25 protein-coding genes are annotated in these 25,974 nt (G+C 69.7%); 13 read left to right on the top strand and 12 right to left on the bottom strand.

Features of this window, described 5'->3' with window-relative positions; all coding sequences use genetic code 11:
• Nucleotides 1-33 precede the first annotated feature (33 nt).
• Both glgC and serB read left to right on the top strand, forming a co-directional pair.
• Nucleotides 34-1,275 carry a glucose-1-phosphate adenylyltransferase gene (gene glgC / locus DEJ24_RS02740; RefSeq protein ID WP_110902493.1) on the top strand — a complete coding sequence of 414 codons (1,242 nt, stop codon included), beginning with the start codon at nt 34-36 and terminating at the stop codon, nt 1,273-1,275.
• Between the two features lie 67 nt (nt 1,276-1,342).
• Nucleotides 1,343-1,981 (top strand): phosphoserine phosphatase SerB, encoded by a 639-nt coding sequence (serB, locus tag DEJ24_RS02745; RefSeq protein ID WP_111077188.1) that lies wholly within the window; start codon nt 1,343-1,345, stop codon nt 1,979-1,981.
• A 78-nt stretch (nt 1,982-2,059) separates the two neighbouring features.
• Here the strand turns inward: serB and fabG are convergent, their stop codons facing one another.
• The gene (gene fabG, locus DEJ24_RS02750; protein ID WP_111043732.1) at nt 2,060-2,773 is read right to left on the bottom strand and encodes a 3-oxoacyl-ACP reductase FabG; all 714 of its coding nucleotides are present in this window, start codon (nt 2,771-2,773) and stop codon (nt 2,060-2,062) included.
• 165 nt (nt 2,774-2,938) lie between these two features.
• On the opposite strand from fabG, the gene DEJ24_RS02755 reads away from it, so the two are divergent.
• Genes DEJ24_RS02755 through DEJ24_RS02765 form a run of 3 tightly spaced genes read left to right on the top strand, consistent with a single transcriptional unit; the run spans nt 2,939 to nt 4,715 of the window.
• The gene (locus tag DEJ24_RS02755) at nt 2,939-3,454 is read left to right on the top strand and encodes a DUF3099 domain-containing protein (protein ID WP_220034000.1); all 516 of its coding nucleotides are present in this window, start codon (nt 2,939-2,941) and stop codon (nt 3,452-3,454) included.
• On the top strand, nt 3,454-3,729 hold the full coding sequence (locus DEJ24_RS02760; RefSeq protein WP_111077189.1) for a hypothetical protein: 276 nt from the start codon (nt 3,454-3,456) through the stop codon (nt 3,727-3,729). The genes DEJ24_RS02755 and DEJ24_RS02760 overlap by 1 nt, the downstream gene beginning before the upstream one ends.
• Nucleotides 3,726-4,715 (top strand): SURF1 family protein, encoded by a 990-nt coding sequence (locus DEJ24_RS02765; RefSeq protein WP_111077190.1) that lies wholly within the window; start codon nt 3,726-3,728, stop codon nt 4,713-4,715. The genes DEJ24_RS02760 and DEJ24_RS02765 overlap by 4 nt, the downstream gene beginning before the upstream one ends.
• A 95-nt stretch (nt 4,716-4,810) precedes the next feature.
• Here the strand turns inward: DEJ24_RS02765 and DEJ24_RS02770 are convergent, their stop codons facing one another.
• Nucleotides 4,811-6,409 (bottom strand): ABC-F family ATP-binding cassette domain-containing protein, encoded by a 1,599-nt coding sequence (locus DEJ24_RS02770; protein ID WP_111077191.1) that lies wholly within the window; start codon nt 6,407-6,409, stop codon nt 4,811-4,813.
• Nucleotides 6,410-6,523: 114 nt separating this feature from the next.
• Here DEJ24_RS02770 and DEJ24_RS02775 point away from each other — a divergent pair, with 114 nt between their 5' ends.
• Nucleotides 6,524-7,123 carry a biotin transporter BioY gene (locus DEJ24_RS02775; protein ID WP_111077192.1) on the top strand — a complete coding sequence of 200 codons (600 nt, stop codon included), beginning with the start codon at nt 6,524-6,526 and terminating at the stop codon, nt 7,121-7,123.
• Between the two features lie 244 nt (nt 7,124-7,367).
• Here DEJ24_RS02775 and DEJ24_RS02780 read toward each other — a convergent pair whose 3' ends face one another.
• The 5 genes from DEJ24_RS02780 to sufB all read right to left on the bottom strand — a co-directional run bounded on the left by DEJ24_RS02780 (nt 7,368) and on the right by sufB (nt 11,563).
• Complete coding sequence (locus DEJ24_RS02780) at nt 7,368-7,697, bottom strand: metal-sulfur cluster assembly factor (protein ID WP_110902238.1); 330 nt, start codon at nt 7,695-7,697, stop codon at nt 7,368-7,370.
• A gap of 2 nt (nt 7,698-7,699) precedes the next feature.
• Nucleotides 7,700-8,473, bottom strand: a complete 774-nt coding sequence (sufC, locus tag DEJ24_RS02785) for a Fe-S cluster assembly ATPase SufC (RefSeq protein ID WP_111043735.1) — start codon at nt 8,471-8,473, stop codon at nt 7,700-7,702.
• Between the two features lie 61 nt (nt 8,474-8,534).
• A complete protein-coding gene (locus DEJ24_RS02790; RefSeq protein ID WP_372377828.1) occupies nt 8,535-8,861 on the bottom strand; it encodes a non-heme iron oxygenase ferredoxin subunit in 327 nt (108 codons plus the stop codon).
• On the bottom strand, nt 8,861-10,144 hold the full coding sequence (gene sufD, locus DEJ24_RS02795) for a Fe-S cluster assembly protein SufD (protein WP_111077193.1): 1,284 nt from the start codon (nt 10,142-10,144) through the stop codon (nt 8,861-8,863). Before sufD ends, DEJ24_RS02790 begins: the two co-directional genes overlap by 1 nt.
• Nucleotides 10,145-11,563 (bottom strand): Fe-S cluster assembly protein SufB, encoded by a 1,419-nt coding sequence (sufB, locus tag DEJ24_RS02800; RefSeq protein WP_110902235.1) that lies wholly within the window; start codon nt 11,561-11,563, stop codon nt 10,145-10,147. It abuts the gene before it with no gap.
• 250 nt (nt 11,564-11,813) lie between these two features.
• Here sufB and DEJ24_RS02805 point away from each other — a divergent pair, with 250 nt between their 5' ends.
• Nucleotides 11,814-12,779, top strand: a complete 966-nt coding sequence (locus DEJ24_RS02805; protein WP_111077194.1) for a heme A synthase — start codon at nt 11,814-11,816, stop codon at nt 12,777-12,779.
• 557 nt (nt 12,780-13,336) lie between these two features.
• Here the strand turns inward: DEJ24_RS02805 and DEJ24_RS02810 are convergent.
• Nucleotides 13,337-14,266, bottom strand: a complete 930-nt coding sequence (locus DEJ24_RS02810) for a heme o synthase (RefSeq protein WP_181432805.1) — start codon at nt 14,264-14,266, stop codon at nt 13,337-13,339.
• 414 nt (nt 14,267-14,680) lie between these two features.
• On the opposite strand from DEJ24_RS02810, the gene tkt reads away from it, so the two are divergent.
• The 6 genes from tkt to pgl all read left to right on the top strand — a co-directional run bounded on the left by tkt (nt 14,681) and on the right by pgl (nt 23,023).
• On the top strand, nt 14,681-16,777 hold the full coding sequence (gene tkt / locus DEJ24_RS02815; protein ID WP_111077196.1) for a transketolase: 2,097 nt from the start codon (nt 14,681-14,683) through the stop codon (nt 16,775-16,777).
• Between the two features lie 154 nt (nt 16,778-16,931).
• The gene (tal, locus tag DEJ24_RS02820) at nt 16,932-18,044 is read left to right on the top strand and encodes a transaldolase (protein ID WP_110902231.1); all 1,113 of its coding nucleotides are present in this window, start codon (nt 16,932-16,934) and stop codon (nt 18,042-18,044) included.
• A 2-nt stretch (nt 18,045-18,046) separates the two neighbouring features.
• Complete coding sequence (locus DEJ24_RS02825) at nt 18,047-19,645, top strand: glucose-6-phosphate isomerase (RefSeq protein ID WP_111077197.1); 1,599 nt, start codon at nt 18,047-18,049, stop codon at nt 19,643-19,645.
• Nucleotides 19,646-19,664: 19 nt separating this feature from the next.
• Nucleotides 19,665-21,203, top strand: a complete 1,539-nt coding sequence (gene zwf / locus DEJ24_RS02830; RefSeq protein WP_110902229.1) for a glucose-6-phosphate dehydrogenase — start codon at nt 19,665-19,667, stop codon at nt 21,201-21,203.
• Nucleotides 21,200-22,144 (top strand): glucose-6-phosphate dehydrogenase assembly protein OpcA, encoded by a 945-nt coding sequence (locus DEJ24_RS02835; protein WP_110902228.1) that lies wholly within the window; start codon nt 21,200-21,202, stop codon nt 22,142-22,144. The genes zwf and DEJ24_RS02835 overlap by 4 nt, the downstream gene beginning before the upstream one ends.
• A gap of 108 nt (nt 22,145-22,252) precedes the next feature.
• A complete protein-coding gene (pgl, locus tag DEJ24_RS02840) occupies nt 22,253-23,023 on the top strand; it encodes a 6-phosphogluconolactonase (RefSeq protein ID WP_111077198.1) in 771 nt (256 codons plus the stop codon).
• Nucleotides 23,024-23,176: 153 nt separating this feature from the next.
• Here the strand turns inward: pgl and DEJ24_RS02845 are convergent, their stop codons facing one another.
• The 4 genes from DEJ24_RS02845 to DEJ24_RS02860 form a co-directional block, all read right to left on the bottom strand.
• Complete coding sequence (locus tag DEJ24_RS02845) at nt 23,177-23,539, bottom strand: RNA polymerase-binding protein RbpA (RefSeq protein ID WP_110902226.1); 363 nt, start codon at nt 23,537-23,539, stop codon at nt 23,177-23,179.
• 1 nt (nt 23,540) lies between these two features.
• Entirely contained in the window at nt 23,541-23,792 is a 252-nt protein-coding gene (secG, locus tag DEJ24_RS02850) for a preprotein translocase subunit SecG (protein WP_110825023.1), read from the bottom strand.
• 141 nt (nt 23,793-23,933) lie between these two features.
• Nucleotides 23,934-24,713 carry a triose-phosphate isomerase gene (gene tpiA, locus DEJ24_RS02855; protein ID WP_111077199.1) on the bottom strand — a complete coding sequence of 260 codons (780 nt, stop codon included), beginning with the start codon at nt 24,711-24,713 and terminating at the stop codon, nt 23,934-23,936.
• A gap of 43 nt (nt 24,714-24,756) precedes the next feature.
• The gene (locus tag DEJ24_RS02860) at nt 24,757-25,974 is read right to left on the bottom strand and encodes a phosphoglycerate kinase (RefSeq protein WP_111077200.1); all 1,218 of its coding nucleotides are present in this window, start codon (nt 25,972-25,974) and stop codon (nt 24,757-24,759) included.

Below are 25,974 nucleotides of genomic sequence, written 5' to 3' on the forward strand. Positions count from 1 at the left end.
GGTTTCCCAGTGCTGACGCCTACTGTGAGCGACATGGCAACGAAGAAGGTATTCGGCATCGTCCTGGCCGGCGGCGAGGGCAAGCGACTCATGCCGCTCACCGCGGACCGCGCGAAACCGGCCGTGCCGTTCGGTGGGAACTTCCGCCTCGTGGACTTCGCGCTGTCGAACCTGGTCAACTCCGGGCTCCAGCGCATCGTCGTCCTGACGCAGTACAAGTCGCACTCACTCGACCGGCACGTCTCCCAGACCTGGCGCATGGAGGGGCTGCTCGGCTCCTACGTCGCCTCCGTCCCCGCACAGCAGCGGCTCGGCAAGCGGTGGTTCGCCGGCTCCGCCGACGCGATCCTGCAGTCCCTGAACCTGATGCGTGACGAGCGGCCGGACATCGTCGTCGTGGTCGGCGCCGACCACGTGTACCGGATGGACTTCTCCCAGATGGTGGAGGCGCACATCGCCTCCGGACGCAGCGCCACCGTCGCGGCGATCCGCCAGCCGATCGAGCTCGCGGACCAGTTCGGCGTCATCAAGGTCGACGACGCGGACCCGACACGCATCGAGGCGTTTCTCGAGAAGCCGAAGGACGCCACCGGTCTGCCGGACTCGCCGAACGAGGTCCTGGCGTCCATGGGCAACTACGTCTTCGACGCCGACGCCCTGGTCGACGCGGTGCTCCGCGACGGCCAGATCGAGTCGTCCGACCACGACATGGGCGGCGACATCATCCCGGACTTCGTCGCACGCGGCGACGCCGGTGTGTACGACCTGCAGCGCAACGAGGTGCCCGGGTCCAACGACCGCGACAAGTACTACTGGCGCGACGTGGGCACGATCGACTCGTTCTTCGACGCGCACATGGACCTCATCGCGCCGGTCCCGGTCTTCAACCTGTACAACCAGGACTGGCCGATCTTCAACCAGCAGACGAACCTGCCCCCGGCGAAGTTCGTCCGCGACGCCAACGGCAACACCGGCGCGACCGTCGACTCGATCGTCTCGCTCGGCTGCCTGCTCTCCGGAGCGCAGGTCGAGCGCAGCGTCATCGGCCCCTGGGCGACGATCGACTCGCAGGCGAAGGTCCTCGACTCGATCGTCTTCGAGCGCGCGACCATCGGTGCCGGCGCGATCGTGAACCGGGCGATCCTCGACAAGGACGTCGTCCTCGCTCCGGGCGCACACGTCGGCGTCGACCGTGAGGCCGACGAGGCCCGCGGGTTCACCGTCACCGACTCGGGCATCACCGTCGTCGGGAAGGGCGTGCGCGTCGAGGCCTGAGCGAGCAGTCTCCGCTCGTCGTGTCAGCACGACGTCACGGAACACCCGACCCCGCTACCGTGGTCGGGTGCCCCGTTTCCTCGTCGTCCTCGATGCCGACTCGACCCTGCTCGAGGACGAGGTCATCGAGCTCCTGGCCGACGCGGCGGGGACCCGGCCACAGGTCCAGGCGGTGACGGAGCGTGCCATGCGCGGCGAGATCGACTTCGCCGAGAGCCTCCGGGAGCGGGTCGCGACGTTGGCGGGCCTCCCGGTCGACACGTTCACGCGTGCGCAGCAAGCCGTCCGCGTCACGCGCGGAGCCGACGAGTTGGTGCGCCGGGTGCACGCCGCGGGCGGGACGGTCGGCGTCGTGTCGGGGGGCTTCCACGAGGTGCTCGACCCCTTCGCAGCCGGTCTCGCGCTCGACCACTGCCGGGCGAACCGCCTGGACACGCAGGACGGCGTGCTCACCGGATGTGTCGCGGGCGCGGTCGTCGACGCGCAGGCCAAGGCGGACACGCTCCGGACCTGGGCCGCGGCGGACGGGGTCCCGCTCGCCCGCACGGTCGCCGTCGGGGACGGCGCCAACGACCTCGCGATGATGGCGGTCGCCGGTCTCGCCGTCGCGTTCGACGCCAAGCCCCGGGTGCGCGCGGAGGCGGACGTCGCCGTCGTCGACCGCGATCTGTCCGTCGTGCTGGCGGCCCTCGGTCTGCGCGGCTGACTCCCGCCACCACTCCGGCGGCTCAGCTGCTCAGCGGCTCAGCTGCTCAGCTGCTCAGCTGCTCAGCTGCTCAGCTGCTCAGTGGCCCATGCCCAGGCCGCCGTCGACCGGGATGACCGCGCCGGAGATGTAGCCCGCGCCGTCGCCGGCCAGGAACAGCGTGGCGTCCGCGACGTCGTCGACGCTGCCGTAGCGTGCCGCGGGGATCGCCTTCTTGAACTCGGCCTGCAGCTCGTCCGAGAGCGCCGCCGTCATGTCGGTCTGGATGAAGCCCGGTGCGACGACGTTCGCGGTGATGCCGCGGGAGCCGAGCTCGCGCGTGATGGACCGGGCCATCCCGACCAGCGCGGCCTTCGACGACGCGTAGTTGACCTGCCCGATCTGCCCGTACGCCCCGACGACGCTCGACATCAGGACGATGCGGCCGAACTTCGCCTTCATCATCCCCTTGGTCGCGCGCTTGACCACCCGGAAGGTGCCCGTCAGGTTGGTGTCGATGACGCTCGTGAAGTCCTCCTCGGACATCCGGAGCAGCAGCTGGTCGTTCGTGATGCCGGCGTTGGCGACCAGGACCTCGATCGGCCCGAGCGCTGCTTCGACCTCGGTGAAGGCGCGGTCCACCGAGGCGGTGTCGGTGATGTCGGCCTGCACGGTGAGCGCGCCCTCGGGGCCGCCCTGACCGCTGCGCGACGTGACGGCCACCCGGTGACCGGCTGCGACGAACCGTACGGCCAGCGCGTGGCCGATGCCGCGGTTGCCGCCGGTGATGAGGACGGTACGGGGGGTGGTCATGGTCGCTCCGTTCGCTGGTGGTCGCTGGCGCGCCAGGACCCGCGGGTCCGGACACGCCCGGACGAGCCTACCGGTGCGCATCCCCCGACGGCCGGTCTCCGCACCACCGGCCGGATGTCGGTACCCGGGCGTAAACTGGAGGTCGGCAGACGGAGACCCCACCGCATGAACCGCAAGAACCAGCAGAACCCGAGCGGCCCGCGCATCCAGCTCCAGCGTTCCGCGCCGGAACACGTGATCGCGGAGCCGATGTCGACCCAGAACATCACGACGCTCCCGGACAACCCGGAGATCGACCGTGCGCACCGGCTCTCCCGCTACGTGTGGCAGATGGCCTTCCGCGTGGTGTGCTTCGTCGCGGCCGTGCTCATCTGGAGCGCATGGCACTCCTGGATCGCCGTCCTGCCCATCGTCGCCGCCGCCGTCGTCCCCTGGGTCGCGGTCGTGCTGGCGAACGCGGGCAACCGCACCGGTGGCGACGTGGTCCGACCGGGTGGTGCCATCGAGCTGTACGACGCCGTCGACCCGCACCTCCGTGACGAGCAGGAAGAGGCTCGAGCCCAGGCCTACCGCGCCGAGCAGGAGCGTCTGCGCGACCAGGCCCAGCGCGCCCAGGAGGACTGGCAGCGCAACGGTGACCGCTCACGTGTCTGGTCGCCCCGGAACGGCGGCCGCCGCTGATGGGATCGACCTTCGACCTGTTCACCGAACCCGGCGCGACGCCGGTGTGTTCGCGGGCCGGTTGCTCGTCGACGGCATCGTGGCGGGTGAACTGGCGGAACCCCCGCATCCACGCGGAGGACCGGGTGAAGATCTGGGCCGCCTGCGACGACCACTGCGACTTCCTCGCCGACTACCTGCGGTCGCGCTCGTTCCCCGTGCGCGTGACCGGCATCGACGACGACGTGGAGAACCTCGACGACACCACCGCGCGCGTCGCGGGTGACGGGCGATGACCGAGGGCTTCGACCCCGGCTCCCGGTACGGCCGGCGCCACGCGGCCCGGATCCGGCAGGCGAGCAACGACGTGACGACGGACGTCGCCACTGCGGACGATCAGGGCGATCAGGGCGATCGCCCCTCCGAGCCCTTCGTCGGCTGGCACTTCGTCCGCAGCCGTCGGTGGCTCGGCTACTTCGCCATCGCCGTGGCGTTCGCGGTCGTCTGCGCGTTGTTCGGCATGTGGCAGTGGGACCGTCGGAACGAGGCCGTCCGCCAGAACGACCAGATCGCTGCGAACTACGACCACGCCCCGATCCCGATCGACCAGGTGCTCCCCCGTTCCGGGACGTGGAGCAACGACCTGACCTGGCTGCGCGCGAGCGTCACCGGCCGGTACGACACCGACCACCAGCTCCTCGTCCGCAACCGCGTGCACAACGGCCAGCCCGGGTTCGAGGTCCTCACTCCCCTGGTCACCGCCGAGGGTCGCGCCTTCGTCGTCGACCGCGGATGGGTGCCGACCGGCAACAGGCAGGACGCCCCGGACAACATCCCGGCTCCCCCGACGGGCACCGTCACCGTCGTCGTGCGGCTGCAGCAGTCCGAGCCGCGCATCCCCGGCCGGACCGACCCGGCGGACACAGACCAGGTGCAGTCCGTCACGCTGCCGGACGTCGCCGACAAGGCCGGGCACCCGATCTGGACCGGCGCGTACGGCCAGCTCGACAGCGAGACGCCCGCCCCGTCGGAGCGGGCGCCCCTCGGCTGGGACCGCCCGAGCGCCGACACCGGCCTGCACCTCAGCTACTTCATCCAGTGGTTCCTGTTCGCCGTCGGGGGCTTCGGCTTCCTGGCGTACGTGATGGTGCAGGAGTACCGGAACCTCAACCAGGACGACCCGGAAGAGCGCGAGCGGGCCCTGGACCGGCAGCGCCGCAAGGACGCGAAGCCGAAGTCCGACGCCGAGATCGAGGACGAACTGCTCACGTCCGGTCGCTGACGGGCTGACCAGACCGACGGGAGGCCCGTGGCGGTGTCGCCACGGGCCTCCCGTCGGTCTGCGTCCCGGTTCCGCATCCGCGGTCCGCGCACGCGTCAGGCGAGCTCGATGAGCTCCGCGTAGTCCTTGTTCCAGTGGTCCTCGGTGCCGTCCGGCAGGAGCAGCACGCGCTCCGGGTTCAGCGCCTCGACCGCGCCGGCGTCGTGCGACACCAGGACGACGGCACCCTCGAAGCCGGCCAAGGCGCTGAGGATCTCCTCGCGCGACGCCGGGTCGAGGTTGTTCGTCGGTTCGTCGAGCAGCAGCACGTTCGCACCCGAGACGACGATCATCGCGAGCGACAGGCGCGTCTTCTCACCGCCGGAGAGCACGCCGGCCTTCTTGTAGCCGTCGTCGCCGGTGAACAGGAACGAGCCCAGGACGCGGCGCGCCTCGGTCTCGTTGAGGTCCGTCGACGCCGAGACCATGTTCTCGATCACCGTGCGGTTGACGTCGATGTTCTCGTGCTCCTGCGCGTAGTACCCGATCCGCAGACCGTGCCCGGGCAGGATCTCGCCGGTGTCGGGTGCGTCCGCGCCGGCGAGGATGCGGAGCAGCGTCGTCTTGCCCGCACCGTTGAAGCCCAGGATGACCACGCGGGAACCGCGGTCGATCGCCAGGTCCACGCCCGCGAAGATCTCGAGCGACCCGTAGGACTTCGACAGTCCCTCCGCCATCAGCGGCGTGCGACCACAGGGAGCCGGGGTGGGGAAGCGGATCTTCGCGACCCGGTCGGCGACGCGCTCGTCCTCGAGGCCCGCGAGCAGCTTGTCGGCGCGCGCCACCATCTGGTGGGCCGCCGCCGCCTTCGACGCCTTCGCGCCGAACCGAGCAGCCTGGTCCTTGAGCGTCGCGGCCTTCTTCTCGGCACCGGCCCGCTCCTTGCGACGGCGCTCCTCGTCGGCCGCACGCTGCCGCTGGTAGAGCTTCCAGCCCATGTTGTAGATGTCGATCGCCTGGCGGTTCGCGTCCAGGTAGAAGACCCGGTTGACGACCTCGTCGACGAGTTCCACGTCGTGGGAGATCACGATCACGCCGCCCGGGTAGGTCTTGAGGTGCTCGCGCAACCACACGACGGAGTCCGCGTCGAGGTGGTTCGTGGGCTCGTCGAGGATCATCGTGTCCGCATCGGAGAACAGGATCCGCGCGAGCTCGATGCGGCGCCGCTGCCCACCGGACAGCGTCTTCAGCTGCTGGTCGAGGATGCGGTCCGGCAGCTTGAGGTTCGACGCGATCGACGCCGCCTCCGCCTCGGCCGCGTAGCCGCCCAGGGCGTTGAACTCGTCGTCGAGCCGCGAGTAGCGCTTCATCGCCTTCTCGGCGACCGCCGGGTCCGTGCTGGCCATGTCGAGCGTGGCCTTGCGGATGCCGTCGACGAGCTCGCCGAGCCCGCGGGCATCCAGGATGCGCTTGCGCGCGGTGTCCTCGGGGTTGCCCGAACGGGGGTCCTGCGGCAGGTAGCCGATCTCACCCGACCGCTCGATCTTGCCGTCGGTCGGGGCAGCTTCACCCGCCAGGGCCTTGGTCATGGTGGTCTTCCCCGCGCCGTTGCGGCCGACGAGGCCGATCTTGTCACCCCGCTCGACGCGGAAGGACACGTTCTCCATCAGGAGGCGAGCCCCGACGCGGATCTCGAGGTCGTGCACGGCAAGCACAGTGGTGGTCCAATCAGTTGGTGGAAGTGCACAACGGTGTGTGCGGGAGGTGCACCGCTACGCTGACGGGACCGATGGTCCGAAGAGGACCAGCAGTCCATTCTAGGAGAATCCATGACGAACGCCACCGGGTTCGCTCCCCGCGCAGTCCTCGCCGACCGTCTGCGCACGCACGGTCTCGCCACCGACGCGGCCCTGATCGCCGGCGGCGCGCTGTTCACCGCCGTCCTGGCGCAGGTCCAGGTGCCGATGTGGCCGGTCCCCGTGACCGGTCAGACGCTCGCCGTCGTGCTCGTCGGCGCGACCCTCGGTGCCCGCCGAGGTGTCCTGTCGATGCTCGTCTACGCGGTCGTCGGACTGGCCGGCGCGCCGTTCTTCGCCGACGCGCAGGGCGGCCTGCACGCCCTCACCCTGCCGAGCTTCGGGTACGTCATCGGCTTCATCCCGGCCGCCGGGCTCGTCGGGTGGCTCGCGCGTCGCAACTGGGACCGCAAGGTCGGGCGCGCGGCGGTGGCGATGCTGCTCGCGAGCGCGATCCCCTTCGTCACCGGCCTGCCGTACCTCGCCGTCGCCCTCGGCGCCCTCGGGGCCCCGAACGACCTTCAGTCGGTCCTCGCGGCGGGCCTGTACCCGTTCGTCGTCGGCGGCGTCGCGAAGGCGCTCATCGCGGCCGGCGTGCTGCCCCTGGCGTGGAAGGCGCTCGGCCGGCGCTGAGCGCACTGCGCACCTCGACGAGGGGCCCCGCACCGATCCGGTGCGGGGCCCCTCGTCGTCTGGTGCGTCCCGCGGTCGCACAACACGCCGCGAGCCGACTGCCGAGGTCGCACAAGTGGCCGCTCGGCGCCGATGGCGGCGGCAGTTCGTGCGACTTCGACGAAGCAAGGGCGGGACACGACGACGGACGGGAGGCCCGGTACCAGCTGGTACCGGGCCTCCCGTCCGTCTCGCGCGCTCGTGACTAGATCGAGAAGCCGAGTGCGCGCATCATCTCGCGACCGTCGTCGGTGATCCGCTCCGGACCCCACGGCGGCATCCAGACCCAGTTGATGCGGAACGCGTCGACGATCCCGTCCAGCGCGTTCGCGGTGTCGTTCTCGATGACGTCGGTCAACGGGCAGCCGGCGCTCGTCAACGTCATGCTGATGATCAGCGCACTCGCCTCGTCGTCCCAGGCCAGGTCGTAGATGAGGCCGAGGTCGACGATGTTCACGCCGAGCTCCGGGTCCTGCACCTCTTTCAGGCCCTCGACGACCTCGTCGAACTTCTGCGGTGCCAGTGTGGTGATCATCGTCACTCCGCCGGTGCGGCAGCGGCGGCCTGCACGTAGCGGTCGTAGCCCTCGTTCTCGAGGCGCTCCGCCAGCTCCGGGCCACCCTGCTCGGCGATCTTGCCCGCGACGAACACGTGGACGAAGTCCGGGCGGATGTAGCGGAGGATGCGCGTGTAGTGCGTGATGAGCAGCACCCCGAGGCCGGTCGCGCCCTTGGCACGGTTGACGCCCTCGGACACGATCTTCAGCGCGTCGACGTCCAGGCCGGAGTCGGTCTCGTCCAGGACGGCGAACTTCGGCTTGAGCAACTCGAGCTGCATGATCTCGTGGCGCTTCTTCTCGCCACCGGAGAAGCCCTCGTTGACGTTGCGCTCGGCGAAGGCCGGGTCCATCTTGAGGTCAGCCATCGAGGTGCGGAGGTCCTTGATCCAGCCACGGAGGGCCGGAGCCTCGCCGTCGATCGCGGTCTTGGCGGTGCGGAGGAAGTTCGACACGGTGACGCCGGGGATCTCGACCGGGTACTGCATGGCGAGGAACATGCCCGCGCGGGCACGCTCGTCGACGCTCATCGCCAGGACGTCCTGGCCGTCGAGGGTGATCGAGCCGCCCGTGACGTGGTAGCGCGGGTGACCGGCGATCGTGTACGCCAGGGTCGACTTGCCGGAGCCGTTCGGCCCCATGATCGCGTGGATCTCGCCCTCGTTGATCGTCAGGTCGACGCCCTTGAGGATCTCCTTGACGCCCTGATCGGTGTCGATCGCGACCTGCAGGTCACGGATTTCGAGAGTGGACATTGCGTTCCTTCGGTTGCAGCTGTGGTGCGGCGTCAGCCGCGGGAAGAGTGAGGGATGACTGTCAGTCGACCGGGACCGGCTCGTGCACGTCGACGTAGACGTCGCCGTCACGGACCTCGACCCGGAAGACCGGCACCGGCTCGTACGCCGGGAAGTTCTTCGGCTTGCCGGTCGTCAGCGAGAACTGCGACCCGTGCGCCCAGCACTCCAGCGAGTCGCCCTCGACGAAGCCCTCGGACAGCGAGATGTCGCCGTGCGTGCAGGTGTCACCGATGGCGTGCACCGTGCCGGCCGAGTCCTTCACGATCGCGATCGCGGTGCCGTCGACGACCGCACGCATCGGGCTGTCCACCGCGATGTCGCTCTCGGCACAGACCTTCTCGGCCATCAGGCGTCGACCCCGGCGGCAGCAGCCTCGGCGACGGGCGCGGCGAGGACCGTCCGGCCCTCCATCAGCTCCTGCTCGACGGCAGCGATGAGACGCTCCTCGAGCTCGGGCGCACCGATCTTCTGGATCACCTCGACCAGGAAGCCCAGGACGACGAGACGACGTGCCTCTTCCTCCGGGATGCCGCGGGCCTGCAGGTAGAAGAGCTGCTCGTCGTCGAAACGACCGGTGGCGCTGGCGTGGCCGGCACCGGTGATGTCGCCCGTTTCGATCTCGAGGTTCGGGATGCTGTCGGCGCGCGTTCCGTCGGTCAGGACCAGGTTGCGGTTCTGCTCGTACGAGTCCGTGCCGGGAGCCGACCGTCCGATGAGGACGTCGCCGATCCACACCGTGTGCGCACCCTGGCCCTGCAGCGCGCCCTTGTAGTTGACCCGGCTGCGGGTGTTCGGCGCGTCGTGGTCGACGTAGACCTGCTGCTCGATGTACTGGCCGGCGTCGGCGAAGTAGACGCCGTACATCTCGACGTCGCCGCCCTGCGCACCGAGGTGCGTGGACGGGTTGACGCGGATGACGTCACCGCCGAGCGAGACCACGACGTGCTTGAGGAAGGCGTCGCGGCCGACCTCGGCGAAGTGCGTCGAGACGTGCACCGCGTCGTCTTCCCAGTCCTGGACCGTGACGACGGTGAGCCGTGCGCCGTCGCGGACGACGACCTCGACGTTCTCGCTGAGGAGCGCCGTGCCGCGGTTGTCGATGACGACGATGCCCTGCGCGTGCGGCTCGGCCGTGATGACCGTGTGCGCCGCCCGCGGCTGCGAGCCGAAGTCAGAGCGGGTCACCGTGATGAACTCGTGCTCGTCGGTGCCCTTCACGGTGATCGCCAGGACGGCGTCGCGCGCGCTCCATGCGGCCGCGGCCGCCCGGTCCTCCGGCAGGCCGGCGCCGCCGACGCGGGGGTCGTCGCTGCGACCCCACTCGACGTCGGCGCCCGCGGACTGGGTCGCGAGGAACGGGTACGCCGAGCCGTCCAGCGGGCCGTCGAGCAGCGGCTGGATCTTGGCGAGCGGGGCGAACTTCCAGTTGACCTCTCGGCCGGTGACGACGGGGAAGGCGTCGACGTCGCCCGAGCGGAACCGCTCGGAACGCGTCTGCACCGGCACCTTGGTGTCCCAGCCGCCGTCGGAGTGCGCCCGGGCGCCGTGCTGGTCCGTACCGCCCGACGAGAGCGTGCTCGCGGGCTCCGTCGGCTGGTCGATGTGGGGAGGAGGGGTGGTGCTGGACATCTAGCCGACGGATCCTTCCATGCTCATCTCGATGAGCTTGTTGAGTTCGAGTGCGTACTCCATCGGGAGCTCGCGGGCGATTGGCTCGATGAAACCGCGCACGATCATCGCCATGGCCTCGTCCTCGGCCATGCCGCGGGACATGAGGTAGAACAGCTGCTCCTCGCTGACACGGGAGACGGTGGCCTCGTGGCCGAGCTGCACGTCGTCGACACGGATGTCGATCGCCGGGTAGGTGTCGCTCCGCGAGACGGTGTCGACGAGCAGCGCGTCACAGCGGACCGTGTTGGCCGAGTGGTGTGCGCCCGGGTCGACCCGGACCTCGCCGCGGTACCCGGCACGACCGCCACCACGGGCGATCGACTTCGAGACGATCGACGACGTCGTGTACGGCGCCATGTGGATCATCTTCGCGCCGGCGTCCTGGTGCTGGCCGGGGCCGGCGAAGGCGACGGACAGGGTCTCGCCCTTGGCGTGCTCACCGGCGAGGTAGATGGACGGGTACTTCATCGTGACCTTGGACCCGATGTTGCCGTCGATCCACTCCATGGTCGCGCCCTCGTGGGCGATCGCACGCTTCGTGACGAGGTTGTAGACGTTGTTCGACCAGTTCTGGATCGTCGTGTAGCGAACGCGGGCGTTCTTCTTCACGATGATCTCGACGACGGCCGAGTGCAGGGAGTCCGACTTGTAGATCGGCGCGGTGCAGCCCTCGATGTAGTGGATGTACGAGTCTTCGTCCGCGATGATCAGCGTCCGCTCGAACTGGCCCATGTTCTCCGTGTTGATGCGGAAGTAGGCCTGCAGCGGGATCTCGACGTGGACGCCCTTCGGGACGTAGACGAACGAGCCGCCGGACCACACGGCCGTGTTCAGCGCAGCGAACTTGTTGTCGCCGGCCGGGATCACGGTGCCGAAGTACTCCTCGAACAGCTCCGGGTGCTCGCGCAGCGCCGTGTCGGTGTCCATGAAGATGACGCCCTGCTGCTCCAGGTCCTCGCGGATCTGGTGGTAGACGACCTCGGACTCGTACTGCGCGGCGACGCCGGCGACGAGGCGCTGACGCTCGGCCTCCGGGATGCCCAGGCGCTCGTACGTGGTGCGGATGTCCTCGGGGAGGTCCTCCCACGACTCGGCCTGCTTCTCCGTCGACTTCACGAAGTACTTGATGTTGTCGAAGTCGATGTCCGACAGGTCGGCGCCCCACGAGGGCATCGGCTTGCGGTCGAAGAGCTTCAGCGCCTTCAGCCGGTTGGCACGCATCCACTCGGGTTCACCCTTGCGGCCGGAGATGTCGGTGACGACCTCTTCCGACAGGCCACGGCGCGCAGAGGCGCCGGCCGCGTCGGAGTCGGCCCAGCCGAATTCGTACTGGCCGAGCCCTTCGAGTTCTGGACGGTCGATGAGCACGTCGGACATGGTCTCCTCGTTTCCTTCTCGCAACAGCGTCTCCGGTACAACCCGGTGGTGTCGGACACCATTCCACCGCGGGCCGCCGACACGGCGGTCCATGGTGTTGCTGCCTCGCAACGTCGATGCTTCCACGCAGTCGCGGGACCGATCGGCGATCACGGCTCATTCGGAGCCGGCGCCTGCCTAGACTTGACTGCTGCTGAACCCTCGAATCCTACAGGTCCAGGGCCCGGAACAACAGGAAGGCACCACCCTCGTGACTCGCGTCGGCCCCACCGTCGAGCAGGACGTCCGGACTCCGACCACCTGGTGGTCGCTCCCCCGCACCGTCGACCCGCGCGTCGTGGTCCTCGCCTGGGCGTCCTTCGTCGTCGAGGTCGTGCTCATCGGCACCGGTGGGCTGGTCCGCCTGACCGCCTCCGGCCTCGGCTGCCCCACCTGGCCGAAGTGCACCACCGACTCGCTCGTGTCCACGCCCGAGATGGGCATCCACGGCGTCATCGAGTTCGGCAACCGCCTCCTCACCTTCGTGCTGGTCGTCGTCGCGATCGCGATGTTCCTGGCGGTCGTCCGGATGCGGAAGACCCGGCCTGAGCTGTTCTGGTTGGCGTTCGCCCAGGGCGCGGCGATCCCCGTCCAGGCCGTCATCGGCGGCGTGTCGGTCATCTCCGGCCTCAACCCGTTCGTCGTCGGACTGCACTTCGTCGTCTCCGCCGTCCTGACGAGCATCACCGCCGCACTCGTGTACCGGTCGGTGAAAGGCCCGCGCGTCCGCGATCGCATCGTGCCCCGCTGGTACTCCGCCGTCGTCGGCGGCACCGTCGTCGCCGTCGCCGTCACCGTCCTGGTCGGCATCCTCACCACCGGCAGCGGTCCGCACGCCGGCGCGAGCGAGCGGGTGGACGGTGGCGCGGTGCACCGGACGGGCTTCGACACGCAGCTCATGGAGCACCTGCACGCGATCCCCGCCTACGCGACCTTCGCCCTGACGCTCGTGCTCGTCATCGGGGCGGTCCGCCTCCGCATCTCCAGCAGGAGCGCGTTGCTGTTGCTCGTCGTCGAGTTCGTCCAGATCGCGGTCGGGCTCACCCAGGCCCGCACCGGCCTCCCCGTCGGCCTGGTGGGCACCCACATGGTGCTCGCCGGCCTGCTCGTCGCGGCGGTGACCGCGGTGGTGCTCTCCACCCGCTCGAGTGCCGGTCGGGACGCCGTCCGGGCCTGACCCGGCTCGGCCCCACCGCGGCTGCGGGCCGGCCACCTCGTCACGGCAGCCGTCCGCGAGTGGCGATCCGTGCCTCCCGGACGGCCGCGGACCCGGTCCCGGCCCCGGACGCAACACGTCTGCGTGCACCTTCGGCCGAACGGTCGCTTCCGCGCAGGAGTCCGCCGGCACCGCGCCCCGCGCCCCGCACGCCGCTGCGCCGCTGCCGTCTGGCCCCGGGCGCGAAAGCGACAGATGAGCGCGGCCACGTTGCGGTGAACTGTCGCTTCCGCGCCCGAGTCGGAGTCGCGGGCCGGCCCGCGTCACCGCCACCCCCGGTCCCCGACCCGGACGCGGACCCGGACCGGGACCGGGACCCGGACCCCCCGGACCCGGACCCGGACCCGGACCCGGACGCGACAGACTTGCGCGGGTATTCCGCCGCGAACTGTCGCTTTCGCGTCGGGGTCGGCAGCCGTGCCGCCAGCCTGCCGCCCGAGGCGCACGCCGCGCCCGCCCCCGAAACGACGACGGGCCCGACCTCCGAGGAGGCCGGGCCCGTGGTCACACCGGGTGGATCAGATCGTGAACGTGAACACCTGTGGGAGCAGCGGATCGATGCCGACCGCGATGAACAGCAGCGTCAGGTACGTGATCGAGCTGCGGAACACACGCATCGGGTGGACCTGCTCCATGTGCTGGATCGCCCGGTTGTAGAGCAGGTGCGACTCGACGACGAACCAGATGCCGCCGGCGAGTGCGACCACCGTGTACAGCGGGCCCATGTTCGCGACCGGGACGAGGAGCAGCGAGCAGACCAGGGTCGCCCAGGCGTAGAGCACGACCTGCAGCCCGACGACGGTCCGCCCGCGCACGACGGCCAGCATCGGCACGTCGGCGGCGTCGTAGTCGTCGCGGTACTTCATCGACAGCGGCCAGTAGTGCGGCGGCGTCCAGAGGAAGATCACCATGAAGAGGATGACCGGCGCCCAGGTCAACGAGCCGGTGACGGCCGCCCACCCGATGAGGACCGGCATGCACCCCGCAGAGCCGCCCCAGACGATGTTCTGCGGGGTCCGGCGCTTGAGCCAGAGCGTGTAGACGAACACGTAGATGAGGATCGCGGCGACGCTCAACGCAGCCGCCAGCCAGTTCACGAAGACGACGAGGACCGCGGTCGACACGATGCCGAGGATCCACGAGAACACCAGCGCTTCGCGGTCCGAGAGCTCACCGGTGACCAGCGGACGTGTGCTCGTGCGCTTCATCAGGCGGTCGATGTCGCGGTCGATGTAACAGTTGAACGCGGACGCCGACCCGGCCGACATCGCGCCGCCGAGCATCGTCCAGAACACGAGCCACAGGTCGGGCACGCCACGCTCGGCGAGGAACATCGTGGGCGCGGTGGTGACGAGCAGGAGCTCCATCACGCGCGGCTTGGTGAGCGAGACGTACGCCCGGACCTTGCGGGACAGCATCGACCGACGAACGGTGTCTGGCCTGGTCACGGTGGCACTCGGCAAGGGAACCTCAGTCTGTTTCGCTGCAGCTCGCACGCTCGGGAGGACGTCACCGTCGGCGTCCGGGCGCGCGTGTCCGCGGAATGGTCGCGGATCACGATCAGTTTACGCGATCGAGGGCGCCACGACGATGTCCGGCAGCATCGCCGCGGGTCCGGGACACGCCCGGACGGTGACCGGCCACCGAACGGCCACCGAGGCCCGCCGGTCACCTGGGCACCTTCTGAGTGCCGGTTCACTATGCTGGAGAGGCCCTCCCGCAGCGTGCCCCGAAGACGTCGGCCGCGATCGAGCCGGTCGGCCGCCGGCAACGGCGCCGCGACGGAGCCCCGGGTGGGCACCATGTCCGTGCGATGGCACGAGCCCTCGCACATGTCGCATCAATGAAGGGTCAACATCCAAGTGGCTGAATTCACCTGGGACGCCATCGACCGGAAGGCCGTCGACACGGCCCGCGTCCTCGCCGCCGACTCTGTCGAGGCGGCCGGCAACGGTCACCCCGGCACCGCGATGAGCCTCGCGCCGCTGGCTCACCTCCTCTTCCAGAAGGTGATGCGTCGCGACCCGGGCGACTCCACGTGGATCGGCCGCGACCGCTTCATCCTGTCGGCGGGTCACGCATCGATCCTGCAGTACGTGCAGTTCTACCTGCACGGGTACGGCCTCGAGCTCGACGACCTCCAGCACCTCCGCAAGTGGGGCTCCAAGACGCCGGGTCACCCGGAGTACGGCCACACCGACGGTGTCGAGATCACCACCGGACCGCTCGGCCAGGGCCTCGCGTCCGCGGTCGGCTTCGCCTACGCGCAGCGCTTCGAGCGCGGTCTGTTCGACCCGGAGACCCCGGCCGGTCAGTCGCCGTTCGACCACTACACCTACGTGATCGCCGGCGACGGTGACATGCAGGAAGGCGTCACGAACGAGGCCGGTTCGCTCGCAGGTCGCCAGCAGCTCGGCAACCTCATCGCCTTCTACGATTCGAACCAGATCTCGATCGAGGACGACACCGACATCGCGTTCTCCGAGGACGTCCACGCCCGCTACGAGGCGCTCGGCTGGCACGTCCAGGTCGTCGACTGGAAGAAGACCGGCGAGTACCACGAGGACGCCGAAGCACTCTTCGCCGCCGTCGAGGCCGCCAAGCAGGTCCACGACAAGCCGTCGCTGATCGTCATCAAGACGATCATCGGCTGGCCGTCGCCCACCAAGCAGAACTCCGGCAAGATCCACGGCTCGGCCCTCGGTGCCGACGAGCTCAAGGGCCTGAAGGAGGTCCTCGGCTTCGACACCGAGAAGACCTTCGACGTCGACCCCGAGGTCCTCGACTACACCCGTGGCGCGATCGCCAAGGGCCAGGCCGAGCACGCCGAGTGGCAGAAGACCTTCGACGCGTGGGCCGCGGCCAACGCCGACAAGAAGGCACTGTTCGACCGGGTGCAGGCGAAGCAGCTGCCCGAGGGCCTCGAAGCCGCCCTCCCGGTGTTCAGCACCGAGAAGGCCGTCTCGACCCGCGCCGCCTCCGGCAAGGTCATCAACGCCATCGCGCCGCTGATGCCCGAGTTCTGGGGTGGCTCCGCCGACCTCGCCGAGTCGAACCTCACCACGATCGAGGACGGCAAGTCCTTCGGTCCGGCCGAGGCCTCGACGAAGACCTGGACGACGGACCCGTTCGGCCGCGTGCTGCACTTCGGCATCCGTGAGCACGCCATGGGCTCGATCCTGAACGGCATCGTCCTGCACGGCAACACCCGCCCCTTCGGCGGCACCTTCCTGATCTTCAGCGACTACATGCGTCCGGCAGTCCGTCTCGCCGCCCTCATGAAGGCGCCCGCGATCTACGTCTGGACGCACGACTCCATCGCCCTCGGCGAGGACGGCCCCACGCACCAGCCGATCGAGCAGATCACTGCCCTCCGTGCGATCCCGGGTCTCGACGTCGTCCGCCCCGCGGACGCCAACGAGGTCGCGTACGCCTGGCTCGAGATGCTCAAGCACCAGGACCGCCCGGCCGGCATCGCGCTCAGCCGCCAGAACCTGCCCGTCTTCGAGCGTGGCGACGGTGACGCCTCGGGCGAGGTCTTCGCCTCGGCGAAGAACGTCGCCAAGGGTGCGTACATCCTCGCCGAAGCGCCGAACGGCACTCCGGACGTCATCCTCATCGGCACCGGCTCCGAGGTCCAGATCGCGGTCGACGCCCGTGAGCAGCTGAAGAGCGAGGGCATCAACGCCCGCGTCGTGTCCGCCCCGTCGCTCGAGTGGTTCTTCGAGCAGGACGAGGCGTACCGCGAGTCGGTCCTGCCGAAGGCCGTCAAGGCCCGTGTCTCGGTCGAGGCCGGGATCGCGATGAGCTGGCGCGACATCGTCGGCGACGCCGGCCGCAGCGTGTCGATCGAGCACTTCGGTGCCTCGGCCGACTACCAGAAGCTGTTCGAGGAGTTCGGCTTCACCACCGAGCACGTCATCTCGGCTGCCAAGGAATCGATCGCAGCAGCGTCCTGACCCACCGGGCCGGGTCCGGACATCCGGGCCCGGCCCTTCCGCACGGGAGGCCCGTGGCGGTCCCGCCACGTCCCTCCCGTGCCGGGGGCTCGACCCCCGCACAGACCACGGCTCCCCGGAGCCGACGAACGAAAACGAAGCAGAGAAGAAGCGAATGACTGACACCACCCCCACCGAAGCCCTCTCCGCCGTCGGCGTGAGCATCTGGCTCGACGACCTGTCCCGTGAGCTGCTGGAGACCGGCCGTCTCGAGAACCTCATCGCGGACCGCAACGTCGTCGGCGTGACCACGAACCCGACGATCTTCGCCTCGGCCCTCGCCAAGGGCGAGCGCTACGACGCGCAGGTCAAGGAGCTCGCCGCTGCGGGCACCGACGTCACGAACGCGATCTTCGAGATCACCACGCGCGACGTCGCCGACGCGTCCGACATCTTCGCCCCGATCTACGCCTCGTCCAACGGCTTCGACGGCCGCGTCTCCATCGAGGTCGAGCCGGGTCTCGCGCACGACACCGCGAAGACCATCGAGCAGGCGAAGTTCCTGTTCGACAAGGTCGGCAAGGAGAACGTCCTCATCAAGATCCCGGCGACCGTCGACGGGCTCGAGGCCATCACCGAGGTCATCGGCGCCGGCATCTCGGTCAACGTCACCCTGATCTTCTCGCTCGAGCGCTACCGCGCCGTCATCGACGCCTACCTCGGTGGCCTCGAGAAGGCCAAGGCCGCCGGCCACGACCTCTCGAAGATCCACTCGGTCGCGTCGTTCTTCGTCTCGCGCGTCGACTCCGAGATCGACAAGCGTCTCGACGCCGTCGGCTCGGACGAGGCGACCGCGCTCAAGTCGAAGGCCGGCATCGCCAACGCGCAGCTCGCCTACCAGGTGTGGACCCAGGCGTTCGCGACCGAGCGTGCCCTCGGCCTCCTCGAGTCCGGCGCGAACACGCAGCGCCCGCTCTGGGCCTCGACCGGTGTCAAGGACCCGTCGCTGCCCGACACCCTCTACGTGACCGAGCTCGCGGCCCCGAACACCGTCAACACGATGCCGGGCAAGACCCTCGAGGCCACGTTCGACCACGGTCAGATCCACGGCGACGCCATCGCCGGGACCTTCGACGACGCGAACCAGGTCATGGACCAGCTCGCCGCTGTCGGCATCGACTACGACGACGTCGTCGACCTCCTCGAGAAGGAGGCCGTCGAGAAGTTCAACGTCTCGTGGGGCGAGCTCGTCGACACCGTCAAGACGGCCCTCGAGAACGCCAAGTAAGAGTGACCGTCTCCATCGCCGCCAGCGGTGACGCGGCGCGGGCCATCGACACGGTGGTCCCGCGCCTCGTCACCGATCTGGTGGCGTCCGGGATCACGGCACAGGACGCCGCACTGTGGGGTCCTGCAGCCGAAGCCGAGGCGTCGAACCGCCTCGGCTGGGTCGAGGCCGTCTCGGTCTCGCGTCCGCTCGTCGCCGAGGTCGTGGCACTCCGCGACCAGCTGCACGAGCAGGGCGTCGACCGGGTGGTCCTCGCGGGCATGGGCGGATCGTCGCTCGCGCCGGAGGTCATCGCCCGGACCTCCGGCGTGCCACTGGTGGTGCTCGACTCCACCGATCCCGCGCAGGTCCGGGCTGCGCTCACCGACCTCGAGCGCACCGTGCTCGTCGTGTCGTCGAAGTCAGGCTCCACGCTCGAGACCGACTCGCAGCGCCGGGTGTTCGAGCAGGCGTTCGAGGACGCCGGCATCGACCCCGCCGGGCGCATCGTCGTCGTGACGGACCCGGGCTCCGCGCTCGAGTACGCCGCACAGCAGGCCGGGTACCGCGTCTTCACCGCCGACCCGACCGTCGGCGGCCGCTACTCCGCACTGACCGCCTTCGGACTGGTCCCGGCCGGACTGGCCGGAGCCGACATCGCGGAGCTCCTCGACGAGGCCGACGCCATCAGCGTGCTGCTGGCCGTCGACACCGACGAGAACCCCGGCCTCGTGCTGGGCGCGGTCCTCGGCGGGACCGCTCCGCTGCGCGACAAGATCGCCATCGTCGCGGACGGCACCCACATCCTCGGCTTCGGTGACTGGATCGAACAGCTCATCGCCGAGTCGACCGGCAAGGACGGAAGGGGGCTGCTCCCCGTCGTCCTCGACGTCGACGCCCCCGAGCTCGGCGCGGGTCTGCCCGACCTCCAGGTCGTGCGGCTCGTCGGGTCCCGCGAGGACGAGCGCCACGTCGCCGACGGCGAGCTGGAGATCACCGGCACGCTCGGTGGTCAGTTCCTCGTCTGGGAGTACGCGGTCGCGGTCGCCGGGCGGCTGCTCGGCATCAACCCCTTCGACCAGCCCGACGTGGAGGCCGCCAAGGTCGCCGCCCGCACGCTGCTCGACGGTCCTGCGTCACCGGATGTCACGCCGGCCTTCGAGGAGCACGGCATCGCCGTGTCCGCGACGGGTGGAGTCGACGTCGGGACGACGCTCACCCAGGCCGTGTCGGGCCTCCTGGCCGGTCTCGGCGCCGACGGCTACGTGGCCGTCCACGCCTACGTGGACCGCGCCGCCGGTGCCGGCCTGGTGTCGCTCCGCGACCAGCTGGCCGCTCGCACCGGCCGGCCCGTCACCTTCGGCTTCGGGCCCCGGTTCCTGCACTCCACGGGCCAGTACCACAAGGGCGGCCCCGCGAACGGCGTGTTCCTGCAGATCGTCTCCGACGAGCAGGACGACCTCGCTGTCCCCGGCCGCCCGTTCACGTTCGGTCGGCTCATCCGAGCCCAGGCAGCCGGTGACGCGAGTGTCCTCGCCGAGCACGGCCGCCCGGTGCTGACCCTGTCGACGCGGGACGTCCCCGCGGCGGTGGCGGTCATCGCGGCTGCACTCACCACCTGATTCAAAGGAGTTCACCGACATGTCACCGGTGGCGATCACCCCGGAGCACAATCCGCTCCGGTTGCCCGCGGACCGTCGACTGAACCGGATCGCGGGTCCCAGCACCCTCATCATCTTCGGGGTGACGGGAGACCTCTCCCGGAAGAAGCTGATGCCCGCGGTCTACGACCTCGCGAACCGGGGGCTCCTGCCCCCGGGATTCGCGCTGGTCGGGTTCGCTCGGCGCGACTGGGAGGACCAGGACTTCTCCCAACTCGTCCACGATGCCGTCAAGGAGCACTCGCGGACCCCGTTCGACGAGGACGTCTGGCGTCAGCTCGAACAGGGCATCCGCTTCGTCCAGGGATCGTTCGACGACCCGGAGGCGTTCCGGCTGCTCAAGGAGACCGTCGACACGCTCGACGCCGAACGTGGGACGCTCGGCAACCACGCCTTCTACCTCTCCATCCCGCCGAAGATGTTCCCCGTGGTCACGGAGCAGCTCAAGGTCTCGGGCCTCACCGAGAAGCGCGACGGCTCCTGGAGCCGCGTCGTGGTCGAGAAGCCGTTCGGCTCCGACCTCCGCACCGCGCGCGAGCTGAACGCCATCGTCGAGAGCGTCTTCGCTCCCGACGACGTGTTCCGCATCGACCACTACCTCGGCAAGGAGACCGTCCAGAACCTCCTGACGCTGCGGTTCGCGAACCAGATGTACGAACCCATCTGGAACTCGAACTACGTCGACCACGTGCAGATCACGATGGCCGAGGACATCGGCGTCGCCGGACGAGCCGCGTACTACGACGGCATCGGCGCGGCGCGCGACGTCATCCAGAACCACCTCCTGCAGCTCCTCGCCCTCACGGCGATGGAGGAGCCCGTCTCGTTCAAGGCCGGACACCTCCGTGCCGAGAAGGAGAAGGTGCTCTCCGCGGTCCGCCTGCCCGAGGACCTGTCCACGGCGACCAGCCGCGGGCAGTACGCCGGTGGGTGGCAGGGCGGCGAGAAGGTGCTCGGGTTCCTCGAGGAAGCGGGCATGAACCCCGAGTCCACGACCGAGACCTTCGCGGCCATCCGTCTCGACATCGCGACCCGCCGCTGGCAGGGCGTCCCGTTCTACCTGCGTGCCGGCAAACGACTCGGTCGTCGGGTGACCGAGATCGCGATCGTGTTCAAGCGCGTGCCCGAGGACGTCTTCGGCATCGAGCAGTCCCCGCTCGGCCAGAACGCCCTCGTGATCCGCGTGCAGCCGGACGAGGGCGTCACGCTCCGCTTCGGTTCGAAGGTCCCCGGCGTCGGGACGCAGGTCCGCGACGTGACGATGGACTTCGGCTACGGCCACGCGTTCACCGAGGCCTCCCCCGAGGCCTACGAACGGCTCATCCTCGACGTGCTCCTCGGTGACCCGCCGCTGTTCCCGCGGCACCAGGAGGTCGAGTTGTCCTGGAAGATCCTCGACCCGATCGAGGAGTTCTGGCGGACTCAGGGCCAGCCCGAACAGTACCGTCCCGGCACCTGGGGCCCGGCTTCGGCCGACGAGCTCCTGGCCCGCGACGGTCGGACCTGGAGGCGTCCATGAAGATCGACCTGCCGAACACCACGGTCTCGAAGATCCAGAAGACCCTGGTGCACATCCGCGAAGAGGGCGGCGCCGTCGCCCTGGGCCGCGTCCTCACCCTCATCGTCTCGACCGCCCTCGGTCGCGAGGAAGAGGCGATCGAGGCCGCGAACCAGGCGTCCCGCGAGCACCCGATGCGCGTCGTCATCGTGTCGAAGAACGAAGGAGACGTCGCGTCCCCCGGCCGGCTCGACGCGCAGATCCGCGTGGGTAGCGACGCCGGAGCCAGCGAGGTCATCGTCCTCCGTGCCTACGGCGAGACCGCGGCGGACGAGGAGAGCCTGGTCACCGGGCTGCTGCTGCCCGACGCGCCCGTCGTGGCCTGGTGGCCGGAAGCCGCGCCAGAGAAGCCCTCGGCGTCCCCGCTCGGCCGGATCGCCCAGCGTCGCATCACGGACGCAGCCGCTCAGAAGGACCCGAACGCGGCGATCATGGCGCTGGCCGACTCCTACGCACCGGGTGACACCGACTTCGCGTGGACCCGCCTGACCCTCTGGCGGAACCAGCTCGCCGCCGCGCTCGACCAGCCGCCGTTCGAGCCGATCACCGCGGTGGAGGTCTCGGGCGCGTTCGACAGCCCGTCGACCGTCCTGCTCGCGGCCTGGCTCGGACTGCAGCTCAAGGTACCGGTGGAGGTCACCACCTCGCCGCGTGCGACCGGTTCGAGCGGCATCCACGGCGTCAAGCTGATCCGCGAGTCCGGGACCATCGAACTCGAGCGGTCCCTGGTCGACGTGGCGACGCTGTCGATGCCCGGTCAGCCGACGCACGACCTGTCCCTGCCCCGCCGGAACCTCCGCGACTGCCTGGCCGAGGAACTCCGTAGACTCGACCCGGACGTCCTCTTCGGAGACGTCGTCAAGCACGGGGTGGCCAAGCTCCGCGAACGCATCGCGGGCTGAACCACCACGGTCCGGCCGTCCGTCCTCCCCCACCCGCCCGGTGGACGGTCGGACGGCCGGCCGGACCGACCCGCGGGCACACCGACCGCACACGAACACAGGAGTCACGTGACCAACGAACGGCGGGTGCTCGTGCACCCCGACAAGCAGGCCCTCGGCGCCTCCGTCGCCGCACGCTTCATCACGAAGATCATCGACGTCCTCGACGAGCAGGGGCGGGCCGACATCGCGATCAGCGGGGGCTCCGTCTCCACCCTCGTCCTGGCTGCGATCGGTCAGTCGCAGGCGAAGCAGAGCGTCGACTGGTCGAAGGTCCACGTCTGGTGGGTCGACGAGCGCTGGGTGCCGGAGGGGGACGCGGACCGCAACATCACCGGCACGCAGACCGACTTCCTGGACCACGTGAGCATCCCGGCGGAGAACATCCACCCGATGGCTCCGTCGGACTCCGGCATCAGCATCGACGAAGCCGCCGAGCAGTACGAGCGCGAACTCCTCGCTGCTGCCCCCGACTCCGCCGAGACGCCCCGGTTCGACATCACGCTGCTCGGCGTCGGACCGGACGGCCACACCGCATCGCTGTTCCCGGAGTTCCCGCAGCTGCGCATCACCGACCGTAAGGTCGTCCCGGTCGACGACTCCCCCAAGCCGCCGGCACAGCGCCTGACGCTCACCTACCCGGTGATCAACGCCTCGCAGCGCGTCTGGGTCATCCTGTCCGGAGCCGAGAAGGCATCGGTCCTCGGGCTGGCACTCGCGGGCGCTTCTGTCGACGAGGTCCCCGTCGGCGGCGTGCAGGGTCGGAAGCGCACGGTCTTCTTCGTCGACCAGGACGCCGCACGCGACGTCCCGGAGAACCTCATCGCGTCGACGTACTGACGCACGCGGCGCGTGACGCGCCTGCACACGGACGGGAGGCCCGGTACCAGCTGGTACCGGGCCTCCCGTCCGTTGTCCGCTCCCGCTCGGGCGCGGTGAGACGGAGAAGGCCCCCGCACCGATGGGTGCGGGGGCCTTCTCCGTACCGGTGGTCTACTTGGCCGCGGTCCCGCGGCGCTGGCGCAGCTGCTGGAGCGCGTCCTCGAGGAGCTGCGCGGCCTCTTCCTCGGTGCGGCGCTCCTTCACGTACGCGAGGTGCGTCTTGTACGGCTCGGTCTTCGCGACCTGCGGCGGGTTCTCCTTGTCGCGACCGGCCGGCAGACCCGTGGACGGCGAGTCGACCGTCTCCGGGATCTCGTCGTCGGGCAGGTTCGCGGCGAAGTACCGGACGACCTCGTTGCCCATCGCGTCCCAGTAGGAGATGGCCACACGCTCGGCCTGGACCCCGCGGTCCTGCTCGCCCATCGGGCCCGCGCCGACGCGCGATCCGCGGATTGCGCTTCCTCCGGATGCCATGTCAGCTCCCTGCTGTGAACTTGTTGATGAGACCGAGCACGATGATGCTGGAGATCCAGAGGAGTCCGAGGATCACCGTGATGCGGTTCAGGTTGCGCTCGGCGACGCCAGATGCCCCGAGGTTGCTCGTCACACCACCGCCGAACATGTCGGAGAGACCGCCACCGCGGCCCTTGTGCAGGAGGATGAGGAGCGTGAGCAGGAGGCTCGTGATCGCGAGCAGGACCTGCAGCACGACGGAGAGTATCGCCACGACGTACCTTTCGTGTCAGTCAGCCATCCGAGTATACCGGTCACGCGGAGCGCGGTCGGGACCCGGACGGGCTGGGCGGTTCGGGAGGGGCACAGCACGAGGCGCGACGGGCGGTGCCCGTCGCGCCTCGGCGGTGCTGGTCTAGAGACCGACGTGCTGCTGGAACCGCGCGATCGCGGCGAACTCCTGCACGTCGAGGGACGCGCCGCCGACGAGGGCGCCGTCGACGTCGGGCTCGCGGAGGAAGCCGGCGATGTTGCCCGACTTGACCGAACCGCCGTACAGCACCCGCGTGTCGGCAGCGGCCTGGTCACCCCAGGCGGCGGCGATCCCGCGGCGCAACGCTGCACATTCGTCCTGCGCCTGCTCTGCGGTCGCTGCCTGGCCGGAGCCGATGGCCCACACCGGTTCGTACGCGACGACGATCTCGGACGGCTGCACGGAGCCGAGGACGACCTGGAGCTGCTCGACCGGCACGACGCCGGCCCCGCGCTGCTCCCGCTGCTCGCCGGTTTCGCCGACGCAGACGACCGGCACGAGACCGTGCTTCACGGCAGCGGCCGTCTTGGCAGCGACGACCTCGTCCGTCTCACCGTGCATGGTGCGACGTTCGGAGTGCCCGACGATGACGTACTTCGCGTCGAGTGCCGCGAGGAAGGCGCCCGAGACGTCACCGGTGTACGCACCCGAGTCGTACTGCGAGAGGTCCTGGGCACCGAACGCCAGCGGCAGCTTGTCCGCCGAGATCAGCGTCTGCACGCTTCGCAGGTCGGTGAACGGCGGGAACACCGCGACCTCGACGTCCGCGTGGTCGTGGCGCGCGTCCTTCAGGGTCCACGCGAGCTTCTGGACGGTCGCGATGGCCTGGAGATGATCGAGGTTCATCTTCCAGTTGCCCGCGATCAAGGGGGTGCGGTTCATGCTGCGTCCTCCCGAGCGTTCCCGGCGATCAGCGGCGTGCAGCTCATGCGGACCAGCCCAGTGCTTCGAGACCCGGCAGCGACTTGCCCTCGAGGAACTCGAGGCTCGCTCCACCACCGGTGGAGATGTGGCCGAACTGGTCGTCCGTGAACCCGAGCGCCCGGACCGCGGCGGCGGAGTCGCCACCGCCGACCACGCCGAGACCGTCGACCTCGGTCAGCGCCTGGGCGACCGTCTTCGTGCCTGCGGCGAAGGCCGGGAACTCGAACACGCCCATCGGGCCGTTCCAGAAGACCGTCTTCGACGCGGAGACCGCTGCCGCGAACCGCTCCGCCGTCTCCGGTCCGATGTCCAGGCCGATGCCGTCCGTGCCGAACGACGACGACTCGATGGCGTCCGCGGCGACCGTCACGTGCTCGGCGTCCGCGGCGAACCCGGAGGCCACCACGACGTCGGTCGGCAGGTCGATGGTCACGCCGAGCTCGGTCGCCCGCGAGAGGTACTCGCGGACCGTGTCGAGCTGGTCCTGCTCGAGCAGCGACTTCGCCACGCCGTGGCCCTGGGCCGCGAGGAAGGTGAAGAGCATCCCGCCACCGATGCAGATCGTGTCGACCCGAGGCAGGAGGTGGTCGATGACACCGAGCTTGTCGCTGACCTTCGAACCACCGAGCACGACGGTGTACGGCCGCTCCGGGTCCTTCGTCAGCCGCTCGAGCACGGTCAGTTCCTGCTCGATGAGCTGACCGGCAGCGCTGGGGAGCGCCGATGCCAGCTCGTAGACGGAGGCCTGCTTGCGGTGCACGACACCGAAGCCGTCGGAGACGAAGGCGTCCCCGAGTGCAGCGATGCGCTCCGCGAAGGCGGTCCGCTCGGCGGCGTCCTTCGAGGTCTCCTCCGGGTTGAAGCGGAGGTTCTCGAGCAGCAGGACGTCACCGTCCTCGAGGGCCTCGGCAGCCGCGGTCGCGTCGTCGCCGACCGTCTCGTCGACGAAGGCGACCGGCTTGCCGAGCAGCTCGGACAGGCGCTGGGCGACGGGCGCGAGAGAGTACTCGGGCTTCCGTTCGCCGTCGGGCCGACCGAGGTGGGACACCACGACCACGCGCGCACCGGCGGCGATCAGGGTGTTCAGGGTGGTGAGCGACGCCCGCACGCGGCCGTCGTCCGTGATCGTGCCGTCCTTGAGCGGGACGTTCAGGTCACAGCGGACGACGACACGCTTGCCGGCGAGGTCGCCGAGGTCCTCGAGGGTGCGGAGAGCCAT

The organism is Curtobacterium sp. MCPF17_001, from assembly GCF_003234615.1.
Classification (GTDB): Bacteria; Actinomycetota; Actinomycetes; order Actinomycetales; family Microbacteriaceae; genus Curtobacterium.

What these genes read in the sequence shown, in the direction of transcription:
- glgC (WP_110902493.1), top strand. Translation starts at nt 34, where the DNA reads ATGGCAACGAAGAAGGTATTCGGCATCGTCCTGGCCGGCGGCGAGGGC.
- fabG (WP_111043732.1), bottom strand. Translation starts at nt 2,773, where the DNA reads ATGACCACCCCCCGTACCGTCCTCATCACCGGCGGCAACCGCGGCATC.
- DEJ24_RS02755 (WP_220034000.1), top strand. Translation starts at nt 2,939, where the DNA reads ATGAACCGCAAGAACCAGCAGAACCCGAGCGGCCCGCGCATCCAGCTC.
- DEJ24_RS02760 (WP_111077189.1), top strand. Translation starts at nt 3,454, where the DNA reads ATGGGATCGACCTTCGACCTGTTCACCGAACCCGGCGCGACGCCGGTG.
- DEJ24_RS02765 (WP_111077190.1), top strand. Translation starts at nt 3,726, where the DNA reads ATGACCGAGGGCTTCGACCCCGGCTCCCGGTACGGCCGGCGCCACGCG.
- DEJ24_RS02775 (WP_111077192.1), top strand. Translation starts at nt 6,524, where the DNA reads ATGACGAACGCCACCGGGTTCGCTCCCCGCGCAGTCCTCGCCGACCGT.
- DEJ24_RS02780 (WP_110902238.1), bottom strand. Translation starts at nt 7,697, where the DNA reads ATGATCACCACACTGGCACCGCAGAAGTTCGACGAGGTCGTCGAGGGC.
- sufC (WP_111043735.1), bottom strand. Translation starts at nt 8,473, where the DNA reads ATGTCCACTCTCGAAATCCGTGACCTGCAGGTCGCGATCGACACCGAT.
- DEJ24_RS02790 (WP_372377828.1), bottom strand. Translation starts at nt 8,861, where the DNA reads ATGGCCGAGAAGGTCTGTGCCGAGAGCGACATCGCGGTGGACAGCCCG.
- sufD (WP_111077193.1), bottom strand. Translation starts at nt 10,144, where the DNA reads ATGTCCAGCACCACCCCTCCTCCCCACATCGACCAGCCGACGGAGCCC.
- sufB (WP_110902235.1), bottom strand. Translation starts at nt 11,563, where the DNA reads ATGTCCGACGTGCTCATCGACCGTCCAGAACTCGAAGGGCTCGGCCAG.
- tal (WP_110902231.1), top strand. Translation starts at nt 16,932, where the DNA reads ATGACTGACACCACCCCCACCGAAGCCCTCTCCGCCGTCGGCGTGAGC.
- zwf (WP_110902229.1), top strand. Translation starts at nt 19,665, where the DNA reads ATGTCACCGGTGGCGATCACCCCGGAGCACAATCCGCTCCGGTTGCCC.
- DEJ24_RS02835 (WP_110902228.1), top strand. Translation starts at nt 21,200, where the DNA reads ATGAAGATCGACCTGCCGAACACCACGGTCTCGAAGATCCAGAAGACC.
- DEJ24_RS02845 (WP_110902226.1), bottom strand. Translation starts at nt 23,539, where the DNA reads ATGGCATCCGGAGGAAGCGCAATCCGCGGATCGCGCGTCGGCGCGGGC.
- tpiA (WP_111077199.1), bottom strand. Translation starts at nt 24,713, where the DNA reads ATGAACCGCACCCCCTTGATCGCGGGCAACTGGAAGATGAACCTCGAT.
- DEJ24_RS02860 (WP_111077200.1), bottom strand. Translation starts at nt 25,974, where the DNA reads ATGGCTCTCCGCACCCTCGAGGACCTCGGCGACCTCGCCGGCAAGCGT.